The following is a 25,098-nucleotide window of genomic DNA, read 5'->3' on the forward strand; positions in this document are numbered from 1 at the left end:
CCGAGGGGATTGCCTTGACACTCGATGACCTACCCATCCGCGACGACCTGCGCGGCCTCTCGCCGTACGGCGCACCGCAGCTGGACGTGCCCGTCTGCCTGAACACCAACGAGAACCCGCACCCGCCGTCGCGCAGCCTGGTAGCCGAGCTCGCGACGGAGGTGGCGAACGCAGCCGCCGCGCTCAACCGCTACCCGGACCGCGACGCGATGGCGTTGCGTGCCGACCTCGCCGCGTACCTCGGGCACGGTCTGGAAGCGAGCCAGGTGTGGGCGGCGAACGGCTCCAACGAGGTGATCCAGCAGCTGCTGCTCGCGTTCGCCGGGCCAGGCCGCACGGCGCTCGGCTTCGAGCCGTCCTACACCATGCACCGGCTGATCTCGCTGGCGACGAGCACGCAGTGGCACAACGCCTGGCGTGAGGACGACTTCGGCATCGACCCCGACCGTGCGGTGGCGGTGATCGCCGAAGAGCAGCCGGACGTCGTGTTCCTCACCTCGCCGAACAACCCGACGGGTACGGCGTTGCCACTTTCGACCATCGAGCGGGTGCTCGCCGTCGCACCCGGCATGGTGGTCGTCGACGAGGCGTACGAGGAGTTCGCCAGGGCGGGCACGCTGAGCGCGCTCAGCCTGCTGCCCGACCACCCGCGGCTGGTGGTGACGCGCACCATGTCGAAGGCGTTCGCGCTCGCCGGCGCCAGGCTCGGCTACCTCGCCGCGGCGCCCGCCGTGGTCGACGCCCTGCAGCTGGTGCGGCTGCCGTACCACCTGTCCGCCGTGACCCAGGCCGTCGCGCGGGTGGCCGTGAAGCACGCCAGCGAGCTGCTCGGCACCGTCGACGAGGTGCGCGCGCAGCGCGACCGGATGGTCGAGGAGCTGCGTGGCATGGGCTTCGAGGTGGTCGACTCGGACGCCAACTTCGTGCTCGTCGGACGCTTCGCCGACCAGCAGCACACCTGGCAGCAGCTGCTCGACCGCGGCGTGCTGGTCCGCGACGTCGGACTGTCCGGGTGGCTGCGGGTGACCGCAGGCACCGCCGCCGAGGTGGACGCGTTCCTCACCGCGCTCAAGGAGGTCGAGAGATGACGTACGACGCAGCCGACACCGCCCGCACGGCGGTCGTGGAGCGGGCGACCAAGGAGACCCAGGTCCACCTCGAGCTGAGCCTCGACGGCGCGGGCGCCGCCGACGTCGAGACCGGGGTGCCGTTCTACGACCACATGCTCAGCCAGCTCGGCAAGCACGGCGGCTTCGACCTGACCGTACGTACCAAGGGCGACATCGAGATCGACGCGCACCACACGGTGGAGGACACCGCGATCGCGTTCGGGCAGGCGCTGGCGCAGGCGCTCGGCGACCGGTCCGGCATCCGCAGGTTCGGGGACGCGCTCGTGCCGCTCGACGAGGCGCTCGTGCAGACCGCGGTGGACCTGTCCGGCCGGCCGTACCTCGTGCACAAGGAGCTGGAGACCCGCACGCCGGTCATCGGCACGTACGACGTCACGCTGACCCAGCACGTCTGGGAGTCGATCGTCGCGCACGCGCAGATCTGCCTGCACGTGCGCGTGCTCGAGGGGCGCAACGCGCACCACGTGCACGAGGCGCAGTTCAAGTCCGTCGCCCGCGCCCTGCGCGACGCGGCGAGCCGCGACCCGCGCGTGGTCGGCGTGCCGAGCACGAAGGGCGTGCTCGGCGCGTGAGCACGTACGTGAACCTCGCGGTGCGAGCACCGGTCGACGAGGCGCTCGGTGTGCTCGAGGTCGCCGGCGTGCCCGGCGTCGTCGGGCCGCAGGCCGGCGAGTGGTGCGGCGTCTTCGTCGCGGGCGACGGGTACGGGCTGGTCGGCGCCGAGCGCCGGCCGCTGTCCGCGATCGCGCTGCGGCTGTCCGACCGGGTGGACTCGACCGTGCTCATGGTGAGCCTGTTCGAGGGCAAGGTGCTCGGCTACGACGTGTTCGACCGCGGCAAGGCGATCGGCTACTACGTCTCCCGTCCCGGCCACTGGACCGACGAGGACCTGCCGTCCGAGGGTGGCGAGCCGGACGTGCTGGCGACGGCCTGCGGCCTGCCAGGCGTGCAGGACGAGCTGGCGCCGTTGCTGGACCGCGACGCGGAGGACGACGAGGTGCGCAGGCATGCCCGGCTGACCGAGCTGCTCGCGCTGCCGCCGTACCTCGTCGGCACCGGCACCGGTGACGTTCGCAGCGACGGCATCGACTACGTCGCGCTGCAGCCACAGCCGGTGCCGCGCAAGGACATGGGCAGGATGGCGAAGGTCGCCGCGCTCGGGCTGCTCTGCTTCGCGCTGTTCGCCTGGGTGCAGGCGTTCCACGAGGCGTCCTGGGGCAACGCGGTGCTCGCCGGCTTCGTGACGGTCGTGGCACTGGTGACCGGCTGGTTCGCGACCGGCGACCTGCGGGCCCGTACGCGTCGACAGGATCGGGAAGGTGAGACGGCATGACGCGCGTGGTCGTACTCGACTACGGCTCGGGCAACCTGCGGTCGGCAGAACGCGCGCTCACCCGTGCGGGTGCCGACGTCGAGGTCACCGCAGACCGGCAGGCGGCGATGGACGCCGACGGCCTCGTGGTGCCTGGCGTCGGTGCGTTCGCCGCGTGCATGGACGGGCTGCGGTCCGTCTACGGCGACCAGATCGTCGGCCGCCGGCTGGCCGGCGGCCGACCGGTGCTCGGCATCTGCGTCGGCATGCAGATCCTGTTCGAGCGCGGCGTGGAACACGGCGTGGAGACCGAGGGCTGCGCGGAGTGGCCCGGTGTCGTAGAACGCCTGCACGCCCAGGTGCTCCCGCACATGGGCTGGAACCAGGTGCAGGCGCCGGACGACTCGCAGCTGTTCGCCGGCATCGACCCGGCCGAGCGGTTCTACTTCGTGCACTCGTACGCCCTGCGCAAGTTCGACCTCGTCGGCGAGCGGTTCACGTCGCCGGCGGTGACCTGGGCGGAGCACGGCGAGCCGTTCGTCGCCGCGGTGGAGAACGGGCCGCTGTCCGCGGTGCAGTTCCACCCGGAGAAGTCCGGCGACGCGGGGGCGCAGCTGTTGTCGAACTGGCTGCGTCAGCTGAACTGACGACGAGGAAGGGTTTGCAGCGTGGCCATTGATCTGCTGCCTGCGGTGGACGTCGCCGACGGCAATGCAGTGCGGCTCGTCCAGGGCGAGGCCGGCACCGAGACGGCGTACGGCGAACCGTTGCTGGCCGCCCAGACCTGGCAGGAGCAGGGCGCCGAGTGGCTGCACCTGGTCGACCTGGACGCCGCGTTCGGCCGCGGCGACAACCGCGAGCTGCTCGCAGAGGTCGTCGGCCGGATGGACATCGACGTCGAGCTGTCCGGCGGCATCCGCGACGACGACTCGCTACGTGCGGCGCTGGCGACCGGCTGCACCCGGGTGAACCTCGGTACTGCCGCGCTGGAACAGCCGGAGTGGTGCGCGCGGGCGATCGCCGAGCACGGCGACCGCATCGCCATCGGGCTGGACGTGCGCGGCCGCACGCTGGCTGCGCGCGGGTGGACGAAGGAGGGCGGCGACCTCTACGAGGTGCTCGAGCGGCTGGAGAAGGACGGCTGCGCCCGGTACGTCGTGACCGACGTGACCAAGGACGGCACGTTGGGTGGCCCGAACCTGGAGCTGCTGCGTGACGTGTGCCGCGCCACCGGCAAGCCGGTGGTGGCCAGCGGCGGCATCGCCAGCCTCGACGACCTGCGCGCCGTGGCCGCGCTCGCCGGTGACGGCGTCGAGGGCGTCATCGTCGGCAAGGCGCTCTACGCGAACGCGTTCACCCTGCCCGAGGCGCTCGAGGCTGTCAGCGAAGGGGCCTGACGATGCGCAAGTACGTCATCATGGGCGTGCAGGGCAGCGGCAAGGGTACGCAGGCCGGGTTGCTGGTACGCGACTTCGACCTGGTCCACATCAGCGTCGGTGACATCTTCCGCTGGCACGTGCAGAACCACACGAAGCTCGGCGCACAGGTACGGCGGATCATGGCGGCCGGTGAGCTGGTCGACGACGAGCTCGTCGAGCGGGTGGTGCGTGGTCGCCTGGAGGAGCACGACTGGAACTACGGCTTCGTCGTGGACGGCTTCCCCCGCAACCGGCGGCAGGCCGAGTTCTTCCTGGAGAGCTACGACATCGACGCGGTGATCCACCTCGAGCTGCCCGACGACGAGGTGCGCCGCCGGGTGCTCGCCCGCCGGCTGTGCTCGCAGTGCGGCCTGGACTACAACCTGATCGCGCACCGGCCCGGGGTGGAGGACACCTGCGACGTCTGCGGCGGCGAGCTGGTCAGCCGGGAGGACGACACCGAGGAGGCGCTGGCCGCACGCCTGCGCGACTACCACGAGAAGACCAACCCGGTGCTCGAGCTGTTCCAGCGCAAGGAGTACGTCGTCGGCGTCGACGCGCGCGCCCCGATCCCCGACGTACAGCAACAGATCCGCACCGCACTCGGACTGGAGGTTGCGCCGTGACCGTAGCCGTGCGGGTGATCCCGTGCCTGGACGTGGACGCAGGGCGCGTCGTGAAGGGCGTGAAGTTCACCGACCTGCGCGACGCCGGCGACCCGGTGGAGCTGGCCCGCACGTACGACGCGGAGGGCGCCGACGAGCTGGTGTTCTTCGACATCACGGCGAGCGCGCAGGACCGCGGGACGACGTACGACGTGGTGCGGCGTACCGCGGAACAGGTGTTCATCCCGTTGACCGTGGGCGGGGGAGTGCGCGAGGTCGACGACGTCGACCGGCTGCTGCGCGCAGGCGCGGACAAGGTGACCGTCAACACCGGCGCGGTCGCCAGGCCCGAGCTGGTACGCGAGGCAGCGCAACGGTTCGGGTCGCAGTGCATCGTGCTGTCGATGGACGTACGGCGCGCCGAGGGCACACCGTCCGGCTTCGAGGTCACCACACACGGCGGCCGCACCGGCACCGGCATCGACGCGCTGGAGTGGGCGGCGCGCGGCGCCGAGCTCGGCGCCGGCGAGGTGACGCTGAACTCGATGGACGCCGACGGCACCGCCGAGGGCTACGACCTCGAGCTGATCGCCGTCATCCGCCGTACCGTCTCGGTGCCCATCGTCGCCAGCGGCGGCGCCGGCAAGCTCGCCGACTTCGTCCCCGCGGTGGACGCCGGCGCCGACGCGGTACTCGCCGCCACCGTCTTCCACTTCGGCCAACTACGCATCGCGGACGTGAAGCGCACCCTGGACACCGCCGGCCACCCCGTCCGCTGACCGCGCGTCAGTTCCCGTCGGCACCTGCGGCCAGCGGTGCCGGCGGCGTCGGACTTGTCCAGGCCGTTGCCGGCGCGCAGGAGAACGCCACCGTGAGCACCGCCGGCGCGATGTACGTTGTCGCCGCCACCTGGCGCGCCAACCGTCAGCGTGCCCCTACCGGGATCGCCGCGGGTCAGCCTTCGCCGGTGCCGGTGTGGCGGGGGACCGCGGCGTCGACGGCGGCCCAGCTGGCGGCCGGCTCCCGCCGCGGTTCGTAGCGGGTGGTGTGCTCGCTCCCGACGACCAGGCGGCGCAGCTCGCCGAGCCCGCGGCCGCCGACCCCGAGCGCTGCGGCCTGGACGAGCACGTTGCCGAGCGCGGTGGCCTCCACCGGCCCGGCGACGACCGGGCGGTCGCAGGCGTCGGCGGTGAGCTGGCAGAGCAGGGCGTTGCGTGCGCCGCCGCCGACCACGTGGACGACGTCGATGTCGCGACCGGACAGGCGCAGCGCGTCGTGGACCGCCCGCCGGTGGGCGAGGGCCAGGCTGTCGAGGACGCACCGCGTCGTCGCGGCGGGCGTGGCCGGCACCTGCACACCGGTACGGCGGCAGGCGTCGCCGATCCTCGCCGGCATGTCGCCAGGCGGCAGGAACGCGGGGTCGTCGGCGTCGACGACGGCGGCGAACGCAGGTTCGTCGGCCGCGGCCCGCAACAGTGACTCGAGCTCGCTGCCCGGCCAGTGCGCGAGGCACTCCTGCAGCAGCCACAGGCCCATCACGTTGCGCAGGTACCTGGTCGTGCCGTCGACGCCGCGTTCGTTGGTGAAGTTCGCGGCCAGGCTCGCCGCGTTCCTTACCGGCGCCGTGAGCTCGACGCCGACAAGCGACCAGGTGCCGCAGGAGATGTACGCGAACCGCTCGTCGACGGCAGGCACCGCGGCCACCGCGGACGCCGTGTCGTGCGAGCCGACGGCGAGCAGCTCCACCCCGTCGGCCAGGCCGAGGTCCGCGGCAAGCGCGGGACGGATACCGCCGATGCGGCTGCCCGGTTGCCGCAGGGCAGGGAAGACGCGCCGGGGTAGGCCCAGGCGGTCGATCAGCGGCCAGCACCAGTCTCCGGTGTCGGCGTCGAGCAGCGCGGTGGTCGACGCGTTGGTGATCTCGACGCCGCGGTGCCCGGCGAGCCAGTAGCCGACCAGGTCGGGCACGAGCAGCATGGTGTGGGCGTCGCCGAGTCGGTCGCCGGCCCGCTCCGCGGTCAGTTGGTAGACCGTGTTGATCGGCATGAACTGGATGCCCGTACGGCCGTAGTGCTCGTCCGGCGGCACGACCGCGGCCACCTGGTCGATGCGGCCGCCGGTGCGGTCGTCGCGGTAGTGCACCACGTCGCCGAGCAGGTGTCCGTCGGCGTCGAGCAGGCCGTAGTCCACCCCCCACGAGTCGACGCCGACGCCGTCCACGTCACCCCACCGGGCGGTCGTGCGCAGCCCGTCGAGCACTCCCGCGTAGAGGCCGGGCAGGTCCCAGCACAGCGTGCCGTCGCGGCGCACCGGCCGGTTGGGCACCCGCAGCACCTCGTCGAGCCGGACGCGGTCGCGTCCCACCCGGCCGAGCACCACCCGTGCATTGGACGCGCCGAGGTCGACCGCCACGCAGCTGACCTCGCCGGCCGACATGTCGAACGAGCCGCCCTTTCACCGCCATGAATCGTTTCAGGGATCCTCGCAAGAACCCGGCGGCCGGGCAAGAGGCATGGGCGCCCGGTCGGCCCACAGGGGTCACTCGTCGCCTGGCACGCCGTAACTCGGCGCGGCGCGGGGGTCGACTGCCCGCGCCACGTAGTCGTCGGCCTGCGGCCGCCACACCTCGAAGATCCGCGCCAGCTCGGCAACGGGGGAGTCGGACCAGTCCACGCGCAGGTCCGTCACCGGCCACGACACGGCGTCCACGATGACCATGCCGCACGAGCGCACCGGTCCCTCTTCGCCGCCGGCCCGCTCACCCGCAGCGAGTGCGGCGAGCAGCCGCTCGCCGAGATCCGCATCGGACATCGAGGCGAAGGCGGCCACCATGGCGGCGGGCACCTGGTCGCTGGCGAGCAGGTTGCCGGCCGCGACGCAGCCGTCACCCTCGGCCGTGGTGTGCCGGCCGAGGGTGTTCGCCCCGGAGAACGCCGCCGTCCGCCCTGCCGCGTCGACGACGGTGAGCTGCCGGAAGTCGACGTGGTCCGCCTCCGCGACGACGGCAGCGAGCGCGTCCTCGGCCGGGTGGCCGTCCGCGAGCCGGGCGAGCAGCTTCGGGCCGAGGCTCGGGTCGGTGACGTTCTGCGTGCAGGTGGCGCCGACACCGGCCTCGGCCCACGCACAGCGCGCGGCCACCGCGGGACTCGACGAGGTGACGATGGCGCCGAACTTGCCGGTGCGGGCGCACCTGCCGGCGAGCGAGAACGTCATGGCTGCACCGCCGTCACGGTCAGCTCCACGACCCACTCGGGCCGGGCGAGCGCGTCCACGACGAGGCCGGTGGAGACGGGGAACACACCTTTCAGCCGCTCGCCGAGAACGCGGTAGACGGGTTCGCGGTAACGGATGTCGGTGAGGTAGACGTGGCACGACACGATGTGCTCCAAGCCCGCACCGGCCTCGTGGAGAAGCAGCTCGATGTTGTCGACGGCCTTCTCCGTCTGCGCCGCGGCGTCGCCGACGGCGACGCTCTCCCTGGTGTCGAGGTCCTGGGCGACCTGGCCGCGCAGGTAGATGGTGTTGCCGGCGACGACCGCCTGGCACAGGTCGTTGGCGATCTGCTGTTCGGGGTAGGTGTCCGCCGTGTTGAACGGCCGGATCCGCACGTGCCCGCCTACTTCGATGCGATCGCTCATCGGTTGCTCCCTACGGTGTCGTCGATGCGCGCGGACCTCTTGGCTACGTCCGCGGCGTGGGTGAAGTCGTAGTTGTTGTAGACGGCGAGCAGGTGCGAGAACGGTGGTGACTGGGCGAACAGCTGGAACGTTAGGCGGTGACCCGCGTAGTCCGAGTTGAGCAGGTCCCGCGCGAACACCAGCATCTTCCTGCGCTCTTCCGCTTCGATGTCGCCGATACGGAAGTACTTGTCCAGCAGGGCACCGGGCCGCGGGTCGGCGAACGTCGCCGCGCTGGGCGCGAGGCTGATCTGGCAGCCGCAGAGGTCGCGCACCAGGTGCATCATCTGCGGTAGCTGGCTGCACGCTAGCACCCGTCCCGTGTACAGCGACTCCTGGTTGGGCATCAACAGCCCGCCCGGACTCGGCTGCGCCAGCTCGAGGGCGGCGGTGAGATGCGCATTGATGCCTTCGCGGTAGCAGGCGAGCTGTGCGATCTTCTCGCGCACGCCCTGGTGCATCTTCACGCCTGTCTGCTGGGCGTTGAGGTAGGCGAGGCCGAGCAGCAGGTCGGCGAACCGCAGGTGCCGCTGGACGAACGCGTACATGCTGTAGCGGTGCAGCGTCGCGCGGATGAACGCAGCCGCACGCACGTGCCGGTAGAAGAAGACGTTCTCCCACGGGATCAGCACGTCGTCGAACACGATCATGGTGTCGACTTCGTCGAACCGGTTGGTCAGCGGGTAGTCGTCTGTCGGCAGTCGCCCGGCGAAGCCCGATCGGCAGATGTGCGTCATCCCCGGTGCGCCCATGTCGGCGAGGAAGCCGACGGCGTAGTCGGACAGCGTGTCGCTGCCCCAGTCCGCGATCGTCGGTTTGACGAACGCCTGGTTGGCGTACGCGGCCGCCGTCTCGAACTTCGCGCCGCGCACGACGATGCCTTCGTCGGTCTCGCGGACGACGTGCAATAGCACGTCGGGGTCCTGCTCCTGTGGCCGGCTGGCGCGGTCGCCCTTCGGGTCGGTGTTGGCCGAGACGTGGAACGGGTCGAGCAGTGCTGCGAGGCGTACGTGGTTCTGGATGTTCTCCGAGAACGTCGGGTCGATCTCGTTGAGGACGTCCTGACCGTCGTACAGCGACCACATCTCGCCGACGGTCTCGTCGCCCACCCGGGTCACTACGCCGCCGACGTCGTCGAGCACCGTGTCGACGGCGTCGCGCTTCGCGTACCAGTCGTCCTTCGTGACCGGCGGCTTCGCGCCGACGGGACACAGCTCGCCGGTGTCCGGGTCCTTGTAGGTCATCCGCTCGCTGGTCGCCTCGTCGTGCGCGAGGTCGTAGATGCGAGCCCGGACGTCGACGATGGGTTTGAACGCCGGGTGCGTGGTCACGTCGTCGACGCGTTCACCGTCGATCCAGACCTCGCGCCCGTCGCGGAGCGACTCCCTGTACTCGTCACCGGTGCGTATCATCGGTCACCCTCCAACAGGCGGCGCAGCACGCAGTCGAGCTGCGCGACGCCGAGTGCTATCGAACTGATCTCCACGCGCTCGCTCCGCGAATGCATGTCGGCGCCGCGTGCGCACCCCAGTGCGAGTGCGGGTATGCCGCGGGCGAGCGCCGCGTTCGCATCCGTGGAACCGTCCGCGAGCCGGTCGTCGAGGCCGAGCGCGGTGCGCTCCAGCCGGACGGCCGCGAGCAACGGATGGTCGGGGTCGAGTCGCCCGCACGGCCGACGGTCGAGCGGTGTGCGGACTACGTCGAGGCCGGGGGAGGCACGCAACGCTGCCAGGTGGGCGTCGAACTGCGCGAGTGGTTCCTCGCGCACCGAACGCCCTTCGAGCACGGCACCGGCGTGCGTCGCGAGTGCGTTGACGGCGTGGCCGCCCTCGATGTGCCCGACGTTCACCGACAGGTCCGCAGGTGCGCCGTCGAGCAGCTCGTCGAGCGCAGGCCGTGCACGGCACTTGGCCGGTCCTTGTCCCACCAGGAGTGGCCGCCTGGCCCGGTCACCTCGAGCCGGGCCCTTACCGAGCCGACCGCGTCGGTGTACACGGTGTCGAGGCCATGGCCCTCGAGCGCGATGACCTGCCTGGGCCGCAGCGTCTCGCAGGCGTGCTTCGCGCCTCGCAGGGCACCCAGCCCCTCCTCGCCGACGGTGAACACCGTCACCAGCGAACCTCGCATGCCGGCGTTGAGCCGTTCGACCACGGCCACCGTGACGGCGAGCGCGAGCGAGTTGTCGCCGATACCTGGGCCGTGTAGCCAGCCGTCCTGCTCGTACGCGTCGTGGTCGACACTCTCGTCGAACACCGTGTCGAGATGCGTGAGGAGCGCGAGCTCGTACGGTGGTTCGCCGAGGCGCCATACCAGGTTGCCGACGGCGTCCTGGCTGAGTTGGCCGGGAGCGTCGTCCAGCCGGCGCTGCAGCCACGCCGCTCTCGCGGCTTCGCCGCCGGTGGGTGCGGGGATACGGGCGATCGTGATCGTGTCGGCGACGACCGCTTCGGTGGCGATCGCGGTCACTTCGGCCGCGTTTCCGCGCCGGTCGCGAGCTCGGCCTCAGGAGCCGGCGTCGTGTTCCGCGGTACGGACGAACGCTCGCGGCGGGAGCGCCGCGCGGCCGCGAGGTCATGCACTGCCCGTGCGAGCCCGCCAGGGTAGACGACGGTGATCAGGATCAACAGCAGGCCGAACAGGATGTTGTTCATGCCGGGCAGATCCTGGAGTGTGCTCTGCAGCGACTGGGAGAGGATGGCGACGACGATGCCGCCGACCACCGGCCCCCACAGCGAGCCGAGCCCGCCGATCATCACCGCGAGCAGCACCTGCACGGTGATGGTGATGCTCATGACGCTCGGGGTGAGCACGCCGTAGTAGTACGCGTAGAAGGCGCCGAGCCAGCCGGCGAACGCGCACGATATCGCGTAGTTGGCGATGCGGTACCGCGCGGGCCTGATGCCGGACGCCCGCGCTGCTTCGAGGTTCTGCCCGATCGCGCGCGACGCCAGGCCGATCCGCGTACGGGCGAGCGTGGTCAGCACGAGGAACGTGACGGCGAGCATCGCCAGCGCCGTGTAGTAGTACGGCAGGTTAGAGATGCCGGTGAAGAGCGTCGGTGTGCTCAGGCCCATGCTGCCGTTGGTGAGGTCGGTCAGGTTCGACGCGAGGCCCATGATGGCCAGGCTCAGGAACCACGACGTGAGTGCCGCGTAGATGCCGCGGAAGCGCAACGTCACTGCGCCGCAGCCGACGCCGAGCAGTGCGCCCATCGCCATGCCCACGAACATCGCGAGCCAGGGAGACATCCCGGTGCGGATGCTCACAATGGCGGCCGCGTAGCCACCGGAGCCGACGAACGCGGCGTAGCCGAGGTTGGCGACGTTGATGTAGCCGGCGGAGAAGTCGAACGCGACTGCGGCCGCGGCGAACCACACCCCGTAGACCAACCAGGTGACGATGAACGGTTGGTTGAACGGCGGGATCAGCGGGAGCACGCCGAGCACCAGCACGATGGGGATGATCGTCTTCGCCGGCGGGACGCCGCTGCTTCGCTGTTGCAGGAAGGTGAGTTTCACTGTTCCCAGACCCCTCGCACTTGGCGGCCGAAGAGTCCCTGTGGCCGGAAGATGAGGATCACCACGATCAGCGCGAACGTCACGACGGGCTGCCAGGTGGCGCCGAGGAACGAGTCGGAGAGCGTCTGCAGGAGAGCGACCACGAACCCGGCGCCGATCGCGCCGACCACGTTGCCGAGATCGGCGAGGATGACCACCGTGAAGGCGATCGCCAGCGGCTCGTCGCCCACCGTCGGGGTAGAAGGGAAGCGGTACAACAGAGCCGCGCCGGCGAGCGCGGCTACCGCGCACCCGATGCCCAGGGTGACCATGTGGATGCGGCTGATGTCGATGCCGGCCAACTGCGCGCCGCGCTCGTCCTGCGCCACCGCGCGTACTGCCCGGCCGAGCCTGGTCGCCTTCAACCCGATGCCCAACACGGCGATGGCGACGAGCGAGATGAGCACGGTGGCGAGCTGGTCCCAGGTGACCCTCGTGTCGAGGAACGTGATCGGTGGCTGCGACCAGTAATGGCCGATGCCTTTCGTGTTCGGTCCCCAGACGAGCTGGTGCAGGCCGATGAGCACCACGGAGATGCCCATGGTGAGCACGAACGTGTTCATCATCCACCGCTCGTCGGAGCGTCGGCGCAACACGCGGAACAGGGACACGTCCGCCAGTACGCCGAGCAGGAAGCCGACGCACATTGCCGCGAGGATGGCGAGCAACGGGCTGAGCGCGCCGAGTACTGGGACGTCGAGCGACTGGGCGAGCCAGCCGTAGGTGAGGTAGCTGGTGAGCGTGCCGACCATGAAGAACGCGCCCTGCGCGAAGTTGAGCACGTTCATCACGCCGAACACCAGCGACAGGCCGACGGCCATCAACGCCCAGGTGCTGCCGGTGACGAGCGTGCCGACGACGATGAACGTGCCGCGGTAGTACGACGCCACGGCGAGCACCACCAGCACGCCGACCGCGATGGCGAGGTTCGTCGGCGGGACCCGCCGGAGCGCGCTAGACACCAAGGTAGGCCTCCCGGCCGTATGGGTTGTCGCGTAGTTCGTCCGCCGTACCTTCGAGGCGGAGGACGCCGCCCTCGAGGACCCAGGCATGGTCGGCGAGGCCGAGCGACTGCTGTACGTGCTGCTCGACGAGGAGCACGGTGAGACCCCTGCGGTGCAGCTCCCGTAGCGCGGTGAAGACCGTGGTGACGATCGTGGGGGCGAGGCCGCTCGACGGCTCGTCGACGAGGAGCAGCCGCGGATCGCCCATCAGCGCGCGGCCGAGCGCGAGCATCTTGCGCTGCCCACCGCTGAGTGTGCCGGCCGCCTGCGTACCGCGTTCGGCGAGCCAGGGAAAGAGCTCGTGCACGGTGTCGAGCCGGCGGGCGAGGTCGTTACGCGGAGCGTGGAACCCGCCGACGAGCAGGTTCTCCCTGATGCTCATGTTCGGGAACAGGTTGAGCTGCTCGGAGACGAGCCCGATCCCGTGCCGGACACGTGCATGGGCGGGCAGCTCGTGCAGCCGCTCGCCTTCGAACGTCACCGTGCCCGCGGGTACGCGAACCAGGCCGGCCAGCGCCAGCAGGAGCGTCGACTTGCCGGCGCCGTTCGGGCCGAGCACGACGCCGAACCGAGCGGCGTCGACGGAGAGCGAGACGCCGTGCAGCACCTCGATGGATCCGTACGCGGCACGCAGATCCTGCACTTCTAGCGTCATGCGGCAGCCACCTCGGTACCCAGGTACGCCTCGACGACGCGCGGGTTGCGCATCACCTCGTGTGTCGCTCCGTCGTCGAGCACCTCGCCGCGGTCGAGCACCACCAGCCGCGGACACAGTGAGGTGATGGTCTCGATGACGTGCTCGACGATGATCACCGTGAGGCCATCGGCCGCGAGGCCGCGTACGGTCTCGATGAAGCCGCCGAGCTGGCCGGTCACCAGACCTGCGGCGAGCTCGTCGAGCAGCAGGATCCGTGGCTGCGAGCCGAGAGCGCGGGCCAGGTCGACGATCTTCAGGTCCAGCGTGTTGAGCGTGGCGATCGGCGTTTCCGGGTCCTTGTCGAAGCCGGCACGGACGAGCGCGGCGCCGGCGCGTTCTCGCGGTGTAGCCGCCCTGTCGGTCGTACCGCCGAACGTCGTCGCGACCAACACGCTCTCCAGGGCGGTCATCGCGGTGAACGGCTGCGGCACCTGGAACGTACGCGCGACGCCGAGCCGGCAGAGCCGTTCCGGCGGTGCGTTGATGGTGTCCACGCCGTGCACACGCACCCGTCCCGACGTGGGCCGCAGGGCACCGGCGATACAGCTCAGGAACACCGTCTTGCCCGCACCGTTGGGCCCGACCAACCCGACGACCTCACCATCGGCGACCTCGAGCGATACGCCGCCGAGTGCCACGTGTCCGCCGAACCGCTTGGTCAGCTGCTCCACCGCGACCGCGTTCGTCATCTCACCCTCCCTGCGCGAGCCGGATCTCGCTCGTCGCGAGCCGGCGGGGATAGGTGATGGACGGCTTGCCGTCCCAGTACTGGACGACCGGCGCGAGGTAGCCGTCGTCACCGGAGACCGGGACCGGCCAGCTCGCCGAGGTGAAGCGGTACTCCTTCATCATCATGCCGTCGTACGAGATCTTTCCCGTCATCAGCTCGTCGGTGCCGACCTTGGTGAGCGTCTCGGTCGTGATCTCGCCGTGCTTCTCTTGTACGCGGCCTCGAACTTCTTCGCCTCCTCGGTCGCGTACAGCACGTTGAGGTCCATCACGCCGTCGGAGGCGGCACCCGTCGCCTTGTGCCAGTCGCCGGTGTACGAGAGGCCGTCGCAGATGATCAGCCCTTCGAAGCCCAGGCTGCGGGTCTGCTTGAGCAGGCTCGCGATGCCCTGCAGCGCGGTACCCGTGCCCGCGATGACGGAGGCGTCCTGGCGCAGGAACGTGTTGACCATCGCGTTGTGCTCGGTCTCGTCCATGGCGAAGAACTGCTTGCCCTTCACCTGCCAGCCGTCGTCCTTGAACTCCTTGGCGAGCGTCTGCACCACACCGCGCCCGAAGTCGGTGTCCTCACCGAACAGGGCGACCGTCTTGCCGTTCGGCAGCTCCAGCCCGTTGTCGAGCGCTTCGTCGAGCGCAGCGACGTACGCCGCCTGCTGCTCCCCGGGCGGCGGGTACTGCTTGCCGAAGAAGTACTTGGGTTTGGTCTTCTCGACCTTGTCGTCGACCGCCTGGCCGAGCGCGCCGTAGAAGAAGTGCGGCATCTGGTAGCGCTCGGACAGCGGCATCACGCCGAGCGTGACGTCGGTGTTCCAGTTGCCGAACATCGCCTGCACGCCGTCGCGGTTGATCGCGTACGTGTAGGCGCTGACCGCCGCGGCCGGGTCGGCCTTGTCGTCGACGGGGACGAGCTCGATCTGCGTGTCGCCGATCTTGTTGTCCACTTCGGCGAACGCCATCTTCGTCGCGTTGAGGATGGCCTGGCCGCTCTCCGCGTCGGGACCGGTCAACGGGGCCTCGACGCCGAGCTTGAAGGTGCCGGAATCCTCACCGCCGCCCGTCGCACCGCAACCGGTGGCCGCGGCGACACCGGTGAGGACGAGGCTGGCGAGTAGTGCTGCTGTCCTGGAGAATCGGGCAGGCATGCGACACACCTCCACGAGGCCCCCGTACCAATGAACTAGACTGATGGACTACTATAATCGCATGAAGGCGTTTGGCAAGACCCTTGCGGCGAACCTGCGACGAGTGCGGTCGGAACGCGGCTACTCGTTGGCGGCGCTGGCCGACCGATCGGGCGTGGCCAAGGCGACGCTGGCCAACCTGGAGCAGGGGCGGGGAAACCCGACGATCGAGACGGTGTGGTCGCTGGCGATCGCCCTCGGCGTCGCCTTCAGCGACCTGTTCGAGCAGGCGGACCTGGTCGACACCCGGTTGGTGCGCGCGGACGAGGGCTCGCACGTACTGAGCCACACCGATGCGCCGCCGCTCGACCTACGGCTGGTGGACCGCATCGAGTCGCCGTCGGGGTTGACCGAGATCTTCGAGATGACGCTGGCCGCCGGCGGCGAGCAACAGGGGAAGCCGCACGGCGACGGCGTGGTCGAGCGGATGTTCGTGTACTCCGGCCGGGTGCTCGCCGGGCCGGTCGACGACCCGGTCGAGCTGGGGCCGGGAGACTTCCTCAGGTACCCGGGGGATCGGCCACACATCTACAAGGCCGTCGACGGACCGTGCCGGGGCATGTTGATCGTCGGCTATCCGTCGATGCGGCGGTGACCGGTCAGCTCCCTTCGTACGCTGCGCGTAGTTCGTCGATGTCGAGCTTGGACATCTGCAGCATGGCTGCCATGGCCCGGGCCGACTTCGTCTCGTCCGGGTCGCTGAGGTACTCGAGCATGACGCGGGGGACGATCTGCCACGACAGCCCGTACTTGTCCTTCAGCCAGCCGCACGGGCCGTGTTCACCGCCGTCCGCGGCGAGCTTCTCCCACAGCTCGTCGACCTCGGCCTGGGTGTTGCAGTCGACGCACAGCGAGATCGCCTCGGTGAACTTGAACTGCGGGCCGCCGTTGAGCGCGATGAACTCCAGGCCCTCCAGCTGGAAGGTCACGAGCAGCACCGTGCCCTCCTCGCCCGGTCCGGCCTTGCCGGAGTACTTGATGTCGAGGATCTTCGCGTCGTTGAACAGTGAGACGTAGAAGTTGGCCGCCTCCTCGGCCTGGTCGTCGAACCACAGGTAGGTCTTTATCCGCTGCATGGTCGGTCCTTCCGTGACGCATCGATGAGCAGGTAGACCTGGTCGTACGCCGGAACTCATCGGTGGCCCGGCAGGAATCTCGCGGGTTCAGCGCAGGAACGCCGCGGCGACGCCGGAGTCGACGGGCACCAGCAGCCCGGTCGTCTGGCCGAGCTCGTCACCGGCGAGCACGCAGACGGCCGCGGCCACGTGCTCGGGCAGCACCTCGCGCTTCAGCAGCGTGCGGCGTGCGTAGAACTCGCCCAGCTCGTCCTCCGGTACGCCGTACAGCGCCGCGCGCTGTGCGCCCCAGCCGGACGCGAAGATCCCCGAGCCGCGCACCACGGCGTCGGGGTTCACGCCGTTCACCCTGATGCCGTGCGCGCCGAGCTCTGCGGCGAGCAGCCGCACCTGGTGTGCCTGGTCGGCCTTGGCGGCGCCGTACGCGACGTTGTTCGCGCCGGCGAACACGCCGTTCACCCTGATGCCGTGCGCGCCGAGCTCTGCGGCGAGCAGCCGCACCTGGTGTGCCTGGTCGGCCTTGGCGGCGCCGTACGCGACGTTGTTCGCGCCGGCGAACACGCCGTTCTTGCTGACCACGTAGACGATGTCGCCGCCCATGCCCTGCTCGGTGAGGACCCGCGCGGCCGCCCTGCTGACCAGGAACGAGCCGCGCGCCATCACCCGGTGCTGGAGGTCCCAGTCGTCGACGCTGGTCTCGGTCAGCGGTGCGGACCTGGAGAGACCGGCGTTGTTGACCACCAGGTCGAGGCCGCCGAACGCCAGCGTCGCGTCGCGTACGGCGGTGTCCACGGCCTGCTCGTCGCCGACGTCGACCTGCACTGCGACGGCGCGGTCGGTGTCGCCGATGCTACGCGCGGTCTCCTCGGCCGCGGCGAGGTCCAGGTCGGCGACGGCGACGCACGCGCCCTCGGCGGCGAGCCGTCGTGCCGTCGCCCGGCCGATGCCGGAGCCGCCGCCGGTGACGAGCGCGATCCGGGTAGCCAGCGGCTTGGGCGGTGGTTGCCTGCGCAGCTTCGCCTCCTCCAGCTCCCAGTACTCGATGCGGAACTTCTCCGCCTCGCTGATCGGCTCGTACGTGGAGATGATCTCCGCGCCGCGCATCACGTTGATCGCGTTCAGGTAGAACTCCGCGGCGACCCGTGCGGTCTGCTTGTCCTTGCCGAACGAGAACATGCCCACGCCCGGCACGAGCACGACGGCCGGGTCGGCGCCGCGCATCGCCGGGCTGCCGGGCGAGGCATGGCGCCGGTAGCACGCGGTGTACTCGGTGCGGTACTCGGTATGCAGCTCGCGCAGCCGCGCGACGGCGTCGGGGAGCGCGGCGTCACCGGGCAGGTCGAGGAGCAGTGGGCGCACCTTCGTGCGCAGGAAGTGGTCCGGGCACGACGTGCCCAGCTGCACCAGGCGCGGGTGCTCGGCGCCGGCCAGGAAGGTGAGCACGGCTTCGTCGTCGGTGAAGTGCCCGACCTGTCGCTGGTCCGTGGACGCCAGCCCGCGCAGCACGGGCGCCAGCGCCGCCGCCCGTGCCCGCCGCTGCGTTGCCGGCAGCGGTCGACGGTCCGCCAGGGCTGGCCCGAACGGCTCGCGCCCGCTCGCCTCCGCGCGCGTCGATGTAGCGCTGCGCGGTGTGGATGATCTCCAGCGAGTTGTCGCGACACTCCTCGGACGTGGCCCCCCACGCGGTGATGCCGTGCCCGCCGAGGATGCAGCCGATCGCGTCCGGGTGCGCGGCGTGGATCGCCGCGATGTCCAGGCCGAGCTGGAAACCCGGCCGTCGCCAGGGCACCCAGACCACCGGTCCCCGAAACAGTCGGCGGTCAGCGGCTCGCCGTCGGCAGCGGCGGCGAACGCGATGCCGGCGTCCGGGTGCAGGTGGTCGACGTGTGCGCTCGGCAGCAGGCCGTGCATGGCGGTGTCGATGGACGGCGCGGCGCCGCCCCTGCCGTGCAGGCAGTAGTCGAACAGCCCGACCATCTCGTCCTCGCGGTCGACGCCCGGGTAGCCGTCGACGAGCGCGCGGAGCCGGTCCAGCCGGAGCACGGCCAACCCCTGCTCCCTGAGGGTGCCGAGGTCGCCGCCCGAGCCCTTGACCCACAGCAGCTCCGTCGGCTGCCCGGTGACCGGGTCGGCCACCTCGGCCTTGGCGGACGCGTTGCCGCCGGCGTAGTTGGTGTTGCGTGGGTCCGCGCCCAGCTCGTGCGACCGGTCGAGCAGCTGGCGTACAACGTCGTGCATCACGCACCCCAGCCGGCCCGGGCGCCGCCGACCCGTTCAGCAGCGATGCGTTCAGCGTAACCGGATCCCGCGTACGCCGCCATCGGGTCCTGCGCGAGCCCCCACTCCTTGCGCAGCTCGGCGAGCAACGGGCGTACGTCGGTGTTGTAGGCGTCCATCAGCACGGCGTTCGCGCCGAGCACGTCACCGCTTCGCTGGGCCCGGTCGAGCGCGGCCTGGTCGACGAGCAGCGCCTTGGCGGTGGCCTCCTGGACGTTGAGCACCGACCGGATCTGGCCGGGTATCTTCGGCTCGATGTTGTGGCACTCGTCGAGCATGAACGCGATCTCCGTGTCCGCGCCGAAGCCGCCGCCGCGCACCACCTCGTACATGATGCGGAACAGCTGGAACGGGTCGGCCGCGCCGGCCATCAGGTCGTCGTCGGCGTAGAACCTGGAGTTGAAGTCGAAGCCGCCGAGGCGGCGCTCGCGCAGCAGCATGGCGACGATGAACTCGATGTTCGTGCTCGGCGCGTGGTGCCCGGTGTCGACGACGACCTGCGCGCGCTCGCCGAGCCGGAGGCAGTGCAGCAGCGCGGTGCCCCAGTCAGGCACGTCGGTGGCGTAGAACGCCGGCTCGAACAGCTTGTACTCCAACAGCATCCGCTGGTCGCCGGCGAGCCGTTCGTAGGTGCGGGTGAGCGAGTCGGCGAGCCGTGCCTGGCGGTCGCGGAGGTCGTCCTGGCCCGGGTAGTTGGTGCCGTCGGCGAACCAGAGCTTCAGGTCGCGTGAACCGGTCGCGTCCATCACGTCCACGCATTCGAGCAGCCGGTCGACGGCTTTGTGCCTGATTGCGTCGTCCGGGTTCGTCACGCTGCCGAGCCGGAAGTCGTCGTCCTGGAAGACGTTGGCGTTGATGGTGCCGATGCGCAGTCCCTGGTCCGCCGCGTACCTGGCGAGGTCGGCGTAGTCGTCGACGGTGTCCCACGGGATGTGCAGCGCCACGCTCGGCGCGATCCCCGTGAAGCGGTGCACAGTGGCGGCGTCGTCGACCTTCTTGTACGGCGTGCGCGGCACGCCCGGCTGGGCGAAGACCTTGAACCGGGTACCCGAGTTGCCGTAGCCCCACGACGGCGTCTCGATCCGTTGTGTTCGCAGCAGTTCCTTGACGTTTCCGATGCCGGTCATCGGCGGCTCACCTCTCCCAGGCCGTGCGGCAGGCCGCGTGAATCGTTTCAAATGACCGCTTGTGAGGATAGGATCGGCACACCTGACTGTCAAGTGCGGACGAGAGGACCAAGTGGCGCCCACGACCAGCATCCGTGAGGTCGCCGCGCACGCGGGTGTGTCGGTGGGCACGGTGTCGAACGTGCTGAACCGTCCCGAGTTGGTGACGCCGGCGACCAGGCAGCGCGTGCACCAGGCGATCGAGGCGCTGGGCTTCGTGCGCAACGAGTCGGCGCGACAGCTGCGCGCCGGTCATAGCCGCACGATCGGGCTGATGGTCCTCGACGTCGCCAACCCGTTCTTCACCGACCTTGCGCGGGGCGTCGAGGACGCCGCGAACGACGCGGGGCTCGCCGTCATCCTTTGCAACTCCGACGAGTCGGCGGCGAAGGAGACCGCCTACTTCGACGTGCTCGAGGAGCAGCGCGTGCGCGGCGTCCTGGTGAGCCCGGTGCGCGGCGTGCGCAACCAGGTGGTGAAGATGCGGGCGCGCGGCATCCCCATCGTCCTCGTCGACCGGAAGGCGACCCGCCGCGACCAGTGCTCGGTCTCCGTGGACGACGTGGCCGGCGGCGATCTCGCGGCCAGCCACCTGCTCGACCGCGGCCACGATCGCATCGGCTACGTCTCCGGGCCGCTGACCATCCGGCAGTGCAGGGACCGCCGGGTGGGCGCGCTGCACGCCCTGGAGCGCACGGGTCGGAAGGCCGACGAGCTGCTGGTGTTCGAGGCCGCGGCGCTGAACGTGGCGTCCGGTCGGGCGCAGACCAGGCTGCTGCTCGAACAGCCTGAACCACCAAGTGCGGTGTTCTGTGCCAACGACCTGCTCGCCCTCGGCGCGCTGCAGGAGGCCGTACGGGCGGAGAAGCGGGTGCCGGACGACCTCGCGATCGTCGGGTACGACGACATCGAGTTCGCGTCCGCCGCGGCTGTGCCGCTGACGTCGGTGCGCCAGCCCCGCTACGAGCTCGGCGTCGCCGCGGCGCGGCTGCTGATCGAGGAAGCGGACGAGCCGGAGACGCACCTGCACCAGCGGCTGGTGTTCGAGCCAGAGCTCGTCGTCCGGGAGTCCACCTGACGCCGTCGCGGCCGTCGTAACGGGATGTAGGTTCACCGGCTACGGACGGTAGCGCGCTCGGTTCGTGGGGCGGTCCCGGCGCGGGAGCATCCGGGCATACCCGGACGACCGGCGTGCAGCGCTGGCACGGGCGGAAATCGGCGCAGTTGACGGCACCCGCCGCCGTCACGTACCCCCTACGCTTGCGTTGCTGTCGGGCGTCGGGAAAACCATCTCGACCGCCAAGGAACTATCGCAGCGTCGTCGACATCGAAGAACGCAACCGTGCGCAGAGCACGACTGTCACGAGCATGACCCAACCTGCAAGAGGGGAGCCCATGTCCCAGGTAATCGTGCCGGCTGGCCTGATGTTGGGGGAGTTCCACGCCGCGGACGCTTCCGATGAACAGCCCGAGTACTGGCACCTCAACGTCGGCGGTTACGCCGAGCAGCTCACGGCACTCGAAACGACCGTGTGGGCCGCGGCCATGGCCGACCCGGAGAAGCAGTCGAAGCTGAAGGGCACCAGGGAGGCGTTGCGCCTGGCGTTGCGTACCCGGTCCGAGGCGCCGATCTCCGACCCGGAGCCGGTCATCGACGACTTGCTGAGCCGGCGTGCGCTCGCGCAGTTCGACCCGACCGCCGACAACCTCGAGTCGTTCGGCTCGAGCCACCGGTTGCTGCCGCTGGGGATCGGCCTCGGCAACACCCACGACGACCCGGAGAACTACCGCATCGCCGTCGCCGGCGAGGCCCGGGTGTCGGTGAACGGCGACATCTACGCGCTCTGGTCCAACAGCCAGCACTACCCGAACCTGTGGGAGTCGTGCGCCGCGTTCGCGAAAGAAGCGTTCGGCGACGGCCCGCAGCCCGACACCAACAGCGTCCTGCAGGCGCTCGCGGTGAACATCCCGCTCCTGGTGGCCACCGAGGTCGCCATCCTCGCCCCGATCCTCGACTGACCCGCTGACCTACGCGTGATTCGGAGATAGAGAACATGGCAGAAGCCGGATACAGAGCGCGCCGCGCCCAGGCGGTACGTGACAGCGTCACGAACAACTGGCGGGAGACAGCTGGGCTCGGTTCGGGTGGCGCGGCGACGCTTGCGGCAACCGCTGGTGCGGGCGCTCCGGCGGGCGTGGTCGGGACGGTTGCCGCCCTCGCTGCCGTAACCACCGTTGGCAAGATGGCGAGGGATGCGGTGCGGGCCGTACGCCAGCAGCCGAGGGAGTCGGTAAGCACGCTGGAGACCAGCATCCGTACCGCTGGTGAGAACCCCTCGCGGGAGAACATCCAGGGTCTCGGGCGGCTCGCCGGAGACATCAAGCGGCTGGGTAACGCGCACGGCGCGGTGGATGCAGCGACCCAGAACTACGACGCCAAGGTCACCACCGCAGGTGAAAAGCGCGACACGAAGGTCAACAAGGCGCAGCGGAAGTTCGGGCGCAAGACCGAGAAGGCTGCGTCTGCTCGCGACAATGAGACCAGGGGAGTGCGGGGTTACCTCGGTCAGGACCGTGCCGGAGGGAGTTCCGGCGGCCGTGACCAGGGCGGTCGATGAGCCACAGCGCAGTCAGGTGAGTTTGCCGAACGCGTAGAGCGCTGCTTTCAAGCCCACGTAGCCGGGCACGCTCGCCGCGTAGAAGACCAGCGCCGCCGGTACGGCCCAGAGCATGAGGACGAGCAGGCCGGCGTTGGTCACGGCGATGGCGAGGGAGAGCAGCGGTTGCCGCCAGGCGGCAACCGCTGCCACCCGCCAGCTCGCGGTCGCCCCGAGGTCGAAGTGCACGAGGGCGGCCGGCAGGAGCGTGCCGAGGTAGCCGGCGAGGACGATCGCGAGCCCGCCGGCAACCGGCCGCAGGCCAGGCTGTTGGTATGCGGCCGCCAGGTAGAACGCGTGCACGAACACGGTGGCCAGCGGTAACCCGAGCCGCAGCTGCGACCGGCCGAGCTCGGCGCGCCACTGCATCCAGAAGCCCCGCACCGCCTGCGGTTGCCGGCCGCGGTCGTACTCCCGGAGCAACCAGAACATCGCCACCGTCGCCGGTGCGACGCCGAACACGCCGAGGCCGGCGATCGTGCCTGCCGCCCACAGCCGGTTGGCCAGAGCCAGTCGCGCCGGCCAGCGCAGCAGCCGGTAAAGCGGCGCGAGCCGGCCGGACAGTTCGACGTCCGCCCGCTCCGCCGGTTTGCCGGCTGTCACGGGATGGCCCCCATCTCGCGTTCCCTGATCTCCCACAGTTCGGTGAGGCCGAGCAGCTCGACCATACTGGCGGTGGGGACGAACGGGTCGCCCGTCCGGTGCAGGTGCTCCTCGATGCGCGCAGCCAGGTCAGAACGGACGTCCGCGTGGCCGGGGTCGGCCACCAGGTTCCGCTCCTGCAGCGGGTCGGCGTCGTTGTCGAACAACAGCCACGGCAGGCGGCCGACGGCCTCGGCGTACGTCCAACGCGTGGTGCGTATCCCGCGCCACTCCGGCTTGCCGGCAGCCACCGACTCGTCGAACCTGGTGAGTCCCTCGAGGTACACCTCCTCGGCGCCGGGCGCGCCGTCGCGCAGCAGGTCCGCGCGGCCGGTGCCGTCGGTGGCGAAGCCGGCCGGCACACCGGTGAGGTCGAGGAGCGTCGCCGCGACGTCGACGGTGGAGAGCAGCCCGTCGCGTCGCTCGCCGGCAGGCAGACCGCTCGGCCAGGACACCACGAACGGCACGTGTACCGCCTCCTCGCACGGCAGCTGCTTCTTCGTCCAGCCGCCGGCGCCGAGCATGTCGCCGTGGTCGGAGGTGACGACGATGATGGTGTCGTCGAGCCGGCCGAGCTCGTCCAGGGCGGCCGTCAGCCGGCCCATCTCGGTGTCGAGTGCCGTGATCGCGGCGAGGTAGTCCGCGTAGATGTCCTCGATGTCGGGGATGGTCGTGTCGGTGTTGGCCGGCAGCGTCGGTCGGTGCTCGCGGTAGTGCGCGCGGAACTCCTCCGGCACCTGGTCGTACGGGTCGTGCGGCGGTCCCCACGTCAGCACGAGGCAGAACGGGTCGTCTGCCGGCAGTGTGTTCAGGAAGTCGACGGCCAGGTCGGTCTGCACGACGGGTTCGTAGCCCTCGGCGGTGACGAGCTCGTCGGTGTCGCGGTAGTAGCGCGGGTTGAAGTAGTCGTGGTGGCAGTTGTACGCGGCCCAGAAGTCGAACCCGTGGCGTCGCGGGCCCGGTGGCGTGAACTTCGACCGCGGCATGCCGTCCAGGTGCCACTTGCCGATGTAGCCGGTGTGGTAGCCGGCGTCGCGCAGCGGCTGCGCGAAGAACGGCACGTCGTCGGGGATCGGGAGGTCGTTGTCGATCACCCGGTGCTGCATCGAGTAGCGGCCGGAGAAGATCGTCGCCCGGCTCGGGCAGCACACCGGTGCGTTCGCGTAGCAGCGCTCGGCGACGACGCCGCGGGCCGCGAGGGCGTCGATATGTGGCGTTGCCACCGATTCGTTGCCCGTGCAGTGCAGATCCCGACCACGCAGCTGGTCGGCGATCAACAACAGGACGCTGGGTCGGCGGGATGTGTTGGTCATGCCCGATGCACCTCACGGTCCGGGGAGTTGCGAACGGATGCCTTGACAACCTGTCGCGGGCACACGACGGTCGGATGATTGAAACGTTACAAGCCATCCTCGTGGCCACGCAAGGACGCGCGAGGGGCTGGACCCGCGCCTCGGAGGCGCGGCCCCCGGTGACGCCCAGGAGGTTGCGGTGAGCAAGTCCAAGGTGATCAGTCGGCGATCGATGCTGGGGTACATGGGGACGGCGGGTAGCCTCGCCGCGCTCACCCCGCTCGGCATGTGCGGTACGAGCGGCAGCCAGAGTTCGGACAAGCTCGTCCTGGCTACCGTCACCGAGGCAGGACAGGTCGACTCGGACGCGTACCAAGAACGACGGATGAAGAAGTTCACCGAGCAGACCGGGATCGAGGTGGAGCTACGCACGTACCCGATCGACCAGTACGCCAACTCGATCCAGCTGTTGTTCTCGCAGAACAACCCGCCGGACGTCTTCAGGTCCGCGGGTACCGAGATCGCACATCCGGTGCCGTACGTGCGTGGCTGGGAGGCGTCGCTGCAGGAGTACGTGACCGACGACTTCATGAGCAGGTGGCCGAAGAACTCGTTCGAGCCGGGGATCAGTGGGCTGCACGTCGGCGACGAGCTCTACGCCACTCCGTTCGGCTCGAA

At 70.2% G+C, this 25,098-nt stretch carries 28 protein-coding genes and 1 pseudogene; 12 read left to right on the forward strand and 17 right to left on the reverse strand.

The window, feature by feature from the left end:
* Positions 1-8 precede the first annotated feature (8 nt).
* The 7 genes from GEV07_18855 to hisF are packed head-to-tail and all read left to right on the forward strand — an operon-like array spanning position 9 to position 5,244.
* The gene (locus GEV07_18855) at positions 9-1,088 is read left to right on the forward strand and encodes a histidinol-phosphate transaminase (protein MQA04684.1); all 1,080 of its coding nucleotides are present in this window, start codon (positions 9-11) and stop codon (positions 1,086-1,088) included.
* Entirely contained in the window at positions 1,085-1,702 is a 618-nt protein-coding gene (gene hisB / locus GEV07_18860; protein ID MQA04685.1) for an imidazoleglycerol-phosphate dehydratase HisB, read from the forward strand. The genes GEV07_18855 and hisB overlap by 4 nt, the downstream gene beginning before the upstream one ends.
* Positions 1,699-2,463, forward strand: a complete 765-nt coding sequence (locus GEV07_18865) for a hypothetical protein (GenBank protein ID MQA04686.1) — start codon at positions 1,699-1,701, stop codon at positions 2,461-2,463. The genes hisB and GEV07_18865 overlap by 4 nt, the downstream gene beginning before the upstream one ends.
* A gap of 5 nt (positions 2,464-2,468) precedes the next feature.
* On the forward strand, positions 2,469-3,089 hold the full coding sequence (hisH, locus tag GEV07_18870; GenBank protein ID MQA04687.1) for an imidazole glycerol phosphate synthase subunit HisH: 621 nt from the start codon (positions 2,469-2,471) through the stop codon (positions 3,087-3,089).
* Between the two features lie 21 nt (positions 3,090-3,110).
* Positions 3,111-3,839: a bifunctional 1-(5-phosphoribosyl)-5-((5-phosphoribosylamino)methylideneamino)imidazole-4-carboxamide isomerase/phosphoribosylanthranilate isomerase PriA gene (priA, locus tag GEV07_18875; protein ID MQA04688.1), complete on the forward strand. Its 729-nt coding sequence runs from the start codon at positions 3,111-3,113 to the stop codon at positions 3,837-3,839.
* Positions 3,840-3,841: 2 nt separating this feature from the next.
* Complete coding sequence (locus GEV07_18880; protein ID MQA04689.1) at positions 3,842-4,486, forward strand: adenylate kinase; 645 nt, start codon at positions 3,842-3,844, stop codon at positions 4,484-4,486.
* Positions 4,483-5,244, forward strand: a complete 762-nt coding sequence (hisF, locus tag GEV07_18885) for an imidazole glycerol phosphate synthase subunit HisF (GenBank protein MQA04690.1) — start codon at positions 4,483-4,485, stop codon at positions 5,242-5,244. The genes GEV07_18880 and hisF overlap by 4 nt, the downstream gene beginning before the upstream one ends.
* Before the next feature lie 175 nt (positions 5,245-5,419).
* Here hisF and GEV07_18890 read toward each other — a convergent pair whose 3' ends face one another.
* The 12 genes from GEV07_18890 to GEV07_18945 form a co-directional block, all read right to left on the reverse strand.
* Positions 5,420-6,901 (reverse strand): rhamnulokinase, encoded by a 1,482-nt coding sequence (locus tag GEV07_18890; GenBank protein MQA04691.1) that lies wholly within the window; start codon positions 6,899-6,901, stop codon positions 5,420-5,422.
* A gap of 102 nt (positions 6,902-7,003) precedes the next feature.
* The gene (locus tag GEV07_18895) at positions 7,004-7,678 is read right to left on the reverse strand and encodes a DUF1028 domain-containing protein (GenBank protein MQA04692.1); all 675 of its coding nucleotides are present in this window, start codon (positions 7,676-7,678) and stop codon (positions 7,004-7,006) included.
* Positions 7,675-8,103 carry a RidA family protein gene (locus GEV07_18900; GenBank protein ID MQA04693.1) on the reverse strand — a complete coding sequence of 143 codons (429 nt, stop codon included), beginning with the start codon at positions 8,101-8,103 and terminating at the stop codon, positions 7,675-7,677. Before GEV07_18900 ends, GEV07_18895 begins: the two co-directional genes overlap by 4 nt.
* On the reverse strand, positions 8,100-9,554 hold the full coding sequence (locus tag GEV07_18905) for a 4-hydroxyphenylacetate 3-hydroxylase (protein ID MQA04694.1): 1,455 nt from the start codon (positions 9,552-9,554) through the stop codon (positions 8,100-8,102). The genes GEV07_18900 and GEV07_18905 overlap by 4 nt, the downstream gene beginning before the upstream one ends.
* Entirely contained in the window at positions 9,551-10,069 is a 519-nt protein-coding gene (locus tag GEV07_18910; protein MQA04695.1) for a hypothetical protein, read from the reverse strand. Before GEV07_18910 ends, GEV07_18905 begins: the two co-directional genes overlap by 4 nt.
* Complete coding sequence (locus tag GEV07_18915) at positions 9,988-10,608, reverse strand: M20/M25/M40 family metallo-hydrolase (GenBank protein MQA04696.1); 621 nt, start codon at positions 10,606-10,608, stop codon at positions 9,988-9,990. The genes GEV07_18910 and GEV07_18915 overlap by 82 nt, the downstream gene beginning before the upstream one ends.
* On the reverse strand, positions 10,605-11,951 hold the full coding sequence (locus GEV07_18920) for a hypothetical protein (protein ID MQA04697.1): 1,347 nt from the start codon (positions 11,949-11,951) through the stop codon (positions 10,605-10,607). Before GEV07_18920 ends, GEV07_18915 begins: the two co-directional genes overlap by 4 nt.
* Positions 11,657-12,751, reverse strand: a complete 1,095-nt coding sequence (locus GEV07_18925) for a hypothetical protein (protein MQA04698.1) — start codon at positions 12,749-12,751, stop codon at positions 11,657-11,659. Before GEV07_18925 ends, GEV07_18920 begins: the two co-directional genes overlap by 295 nt.
* Entirely contained in the window at positions 12,654-13,358 is a 705-nt protein-coding gene (locus GEV07_18930; GenBank protein ID MQA04699.1) for an ATP-binding cassette domain-containing protein, read from the reverse strand. The genes GEV07_18925 and GEV07_18930 overlap by 98 nt, the downstream gene beginning before the upstream one ends.
* Entirely contained in the window at positions 13,355-14,089 is a 735-nt protein-coding gene (locus tag GEV07_18935; protein ID MQA04700.1) for an ATP-binding cassette domain-containing protein, read from the reverse strand. Before GEV07_18935 ends, GEV07_18930 begins: the two co-directional genes overlap by 4 nt.
* Position 14,090: 1 nt before the next feature.
* Entirely contained in the window at positions 14,091-14,282 is a 192-nt protein-coding gene (locus tag GEV07_18940; GenBank protein MQA04701.1) for a hypothetical protein, read from the reverse strand.
* Entirely contained in the window at positions 14,282-15,271 is a 990-nt protein-coding gene (locus GEV07_18945; protein ID MQA04702.1) for an ABC transporter substrate-binding protein, read from the reverse strand. The genes GEV07_18940 and GEV07_18945 overlap by 1 nt, the downstream gene beginning before the upstream one ends.
* Positions 15,272-15,314: 43 nt before the next feature.
* Here GEV07_18945 and GEV07_18950 point away from each other — a divergent pair, with 43 nt between their 5' ends.
* Positions 15,315-15,905: a helix-turn-helix domain-containing protein gene (locus tag GEV07_18950; protein MQA04703.1), complete on the forward strand. Its 591-nt coding sequence runs from the start codon at positions 15,315-15,317 to the stop codon at positions 15,903-15,905.
* 4 nt (positions 15,906-15,909) lie between these two features.
* On the opposite strand, the gene GEV07_18955 is transcribed toward GEV07_18950, so the two are convergent.
* From GEV07_18955 to rhaI, 3 genes and pseudogenes are all read right to left on the reverse strand, one after another.
* On the reverse strand, positions 15,910-16,386 hold the full coding sequence (locus GEV07_18955) for a VOC family protein (protein ID MQA04704.1): 477 nt from the start codon (positions 16,384-16,386) through the stop codon (positions 15,910-15,912).
* Positions 16,387-16,473: 87 nt separating this feature from the next.
* Positions 16,474-18,624: pseudogene (gene rhaD / locus GEV07_18960) on the reverse strand (bifunctional rhamnulose-1-phosphate aldolase/short-chain dehydrogenase).
* Entirely contained in the window at positions 18,624-19,790 is a 1,167-nt protein-coding gene (gene rhaI, locus GEV07_18965) for an L-rhamnose isomerase (GenBank protein MQA04705.1), read from the reverse strand. The pseudogene rhaD and the gene rhaI overlap by 1 nt, the downstream one beginning before the upstream one ends.
* Before the next feature lie 112 nt (positions 19,791-19,902).
* On the opposite strand from rhaI, the gene GEV07_18970 reads away from it, so the two are divergent.
* The 3 genes from GEV07_18970 (at position 19,903) to GEV07_18980 (ending at position 22,447) form a co-directional block, all read left to right on the forward strand.
* On the forward strand, positions 19,903-20,907 hold the full coding sequence (locus tag GEV07_18970) for a substrate-binding domain-containing protein (GenBank protein ID MQA04706.1): 1,005 nt from the start codon (positions 19,903-19,905) through the stop codon (positions 20,905-20,907).
* 317 nt (positions 20,908-21,224) lie between these two features.
* Positions 21,225-21,848 carry a hypothetical protein gene (locus GEV07_18975; GenBank protein MQA04707.1) on the forward strand — a complete coding sequence of 208 codons (624 nt, stop codon included), beginning with the start codon at positions 21,225-21,227 and terminating at the stop codon, positions 21,846-21,848.
* A 224-nt stretch (positions 21,849-22,072) separates the two neighbouring features.
* Positions 22,073-22,447 carry a hypothetical protein gene (locus tag GEV07_18980; protein MQA04708.1) on the forward strand — a complete coding sequence of 125 codons (375 nt, stop codon included), beginning with the start codon at positions 22,073-22,075 and terminating at the stop codon, positions 22,445-22,447.
* 12 nt (positions 22,448-22,459) lie between these two features.
* On the opposite strand, the gene GEV07_18985 is transcribed toward GEV07_18980, so the two are convergent.
* Both GEV07_18985 and GEV07_18990 read right to left on the reverse strand, forming a co-directional pair.
* Positions 22,460-23,125: a DUF624 domain-containing protein gene (locus GEV07_18985; protein MQA04709.1), complete on the reverse strand. Its 666-nt coding sequence runs from the start codon at positions 23,123-23,125 to the stop codon at positions 22,460-22,462.
* A complete protein-coding gene (locus GEV07_18990; protein MQA04710.1) occupies positions 23,086-24,441 on the reverse strand; it encodes a sulfatase-like hydrolase/transferase in 1,356 nt (451 codons plus the stop codon). Before GEV07_18990 ends, GEV07_18985 begins: the two co-directional genes overlap by 40 nt.
* 178 nt (positions 24,442-24,619) lie before the next feature.
* On the opposite strand from GEV07_18990, the gene GEV07_18995 reads away from it, so the two are divergent.
* The coding region (locus GEV07_18995) for an extracellular solute-binding protein (GenBank protein MQA04711.1) at positions 24,620-25,098 on the forward strand (479 nt) is incomplete at its 3' end.

It is taken from the genome of Streptosporangiales bacterium (genome assembly GCA_009379825.1).
Lineage (GTDB): Bacteria > Actinomycetota > Actinomycetes > Streptosporangiales > WHST01 > WHST01.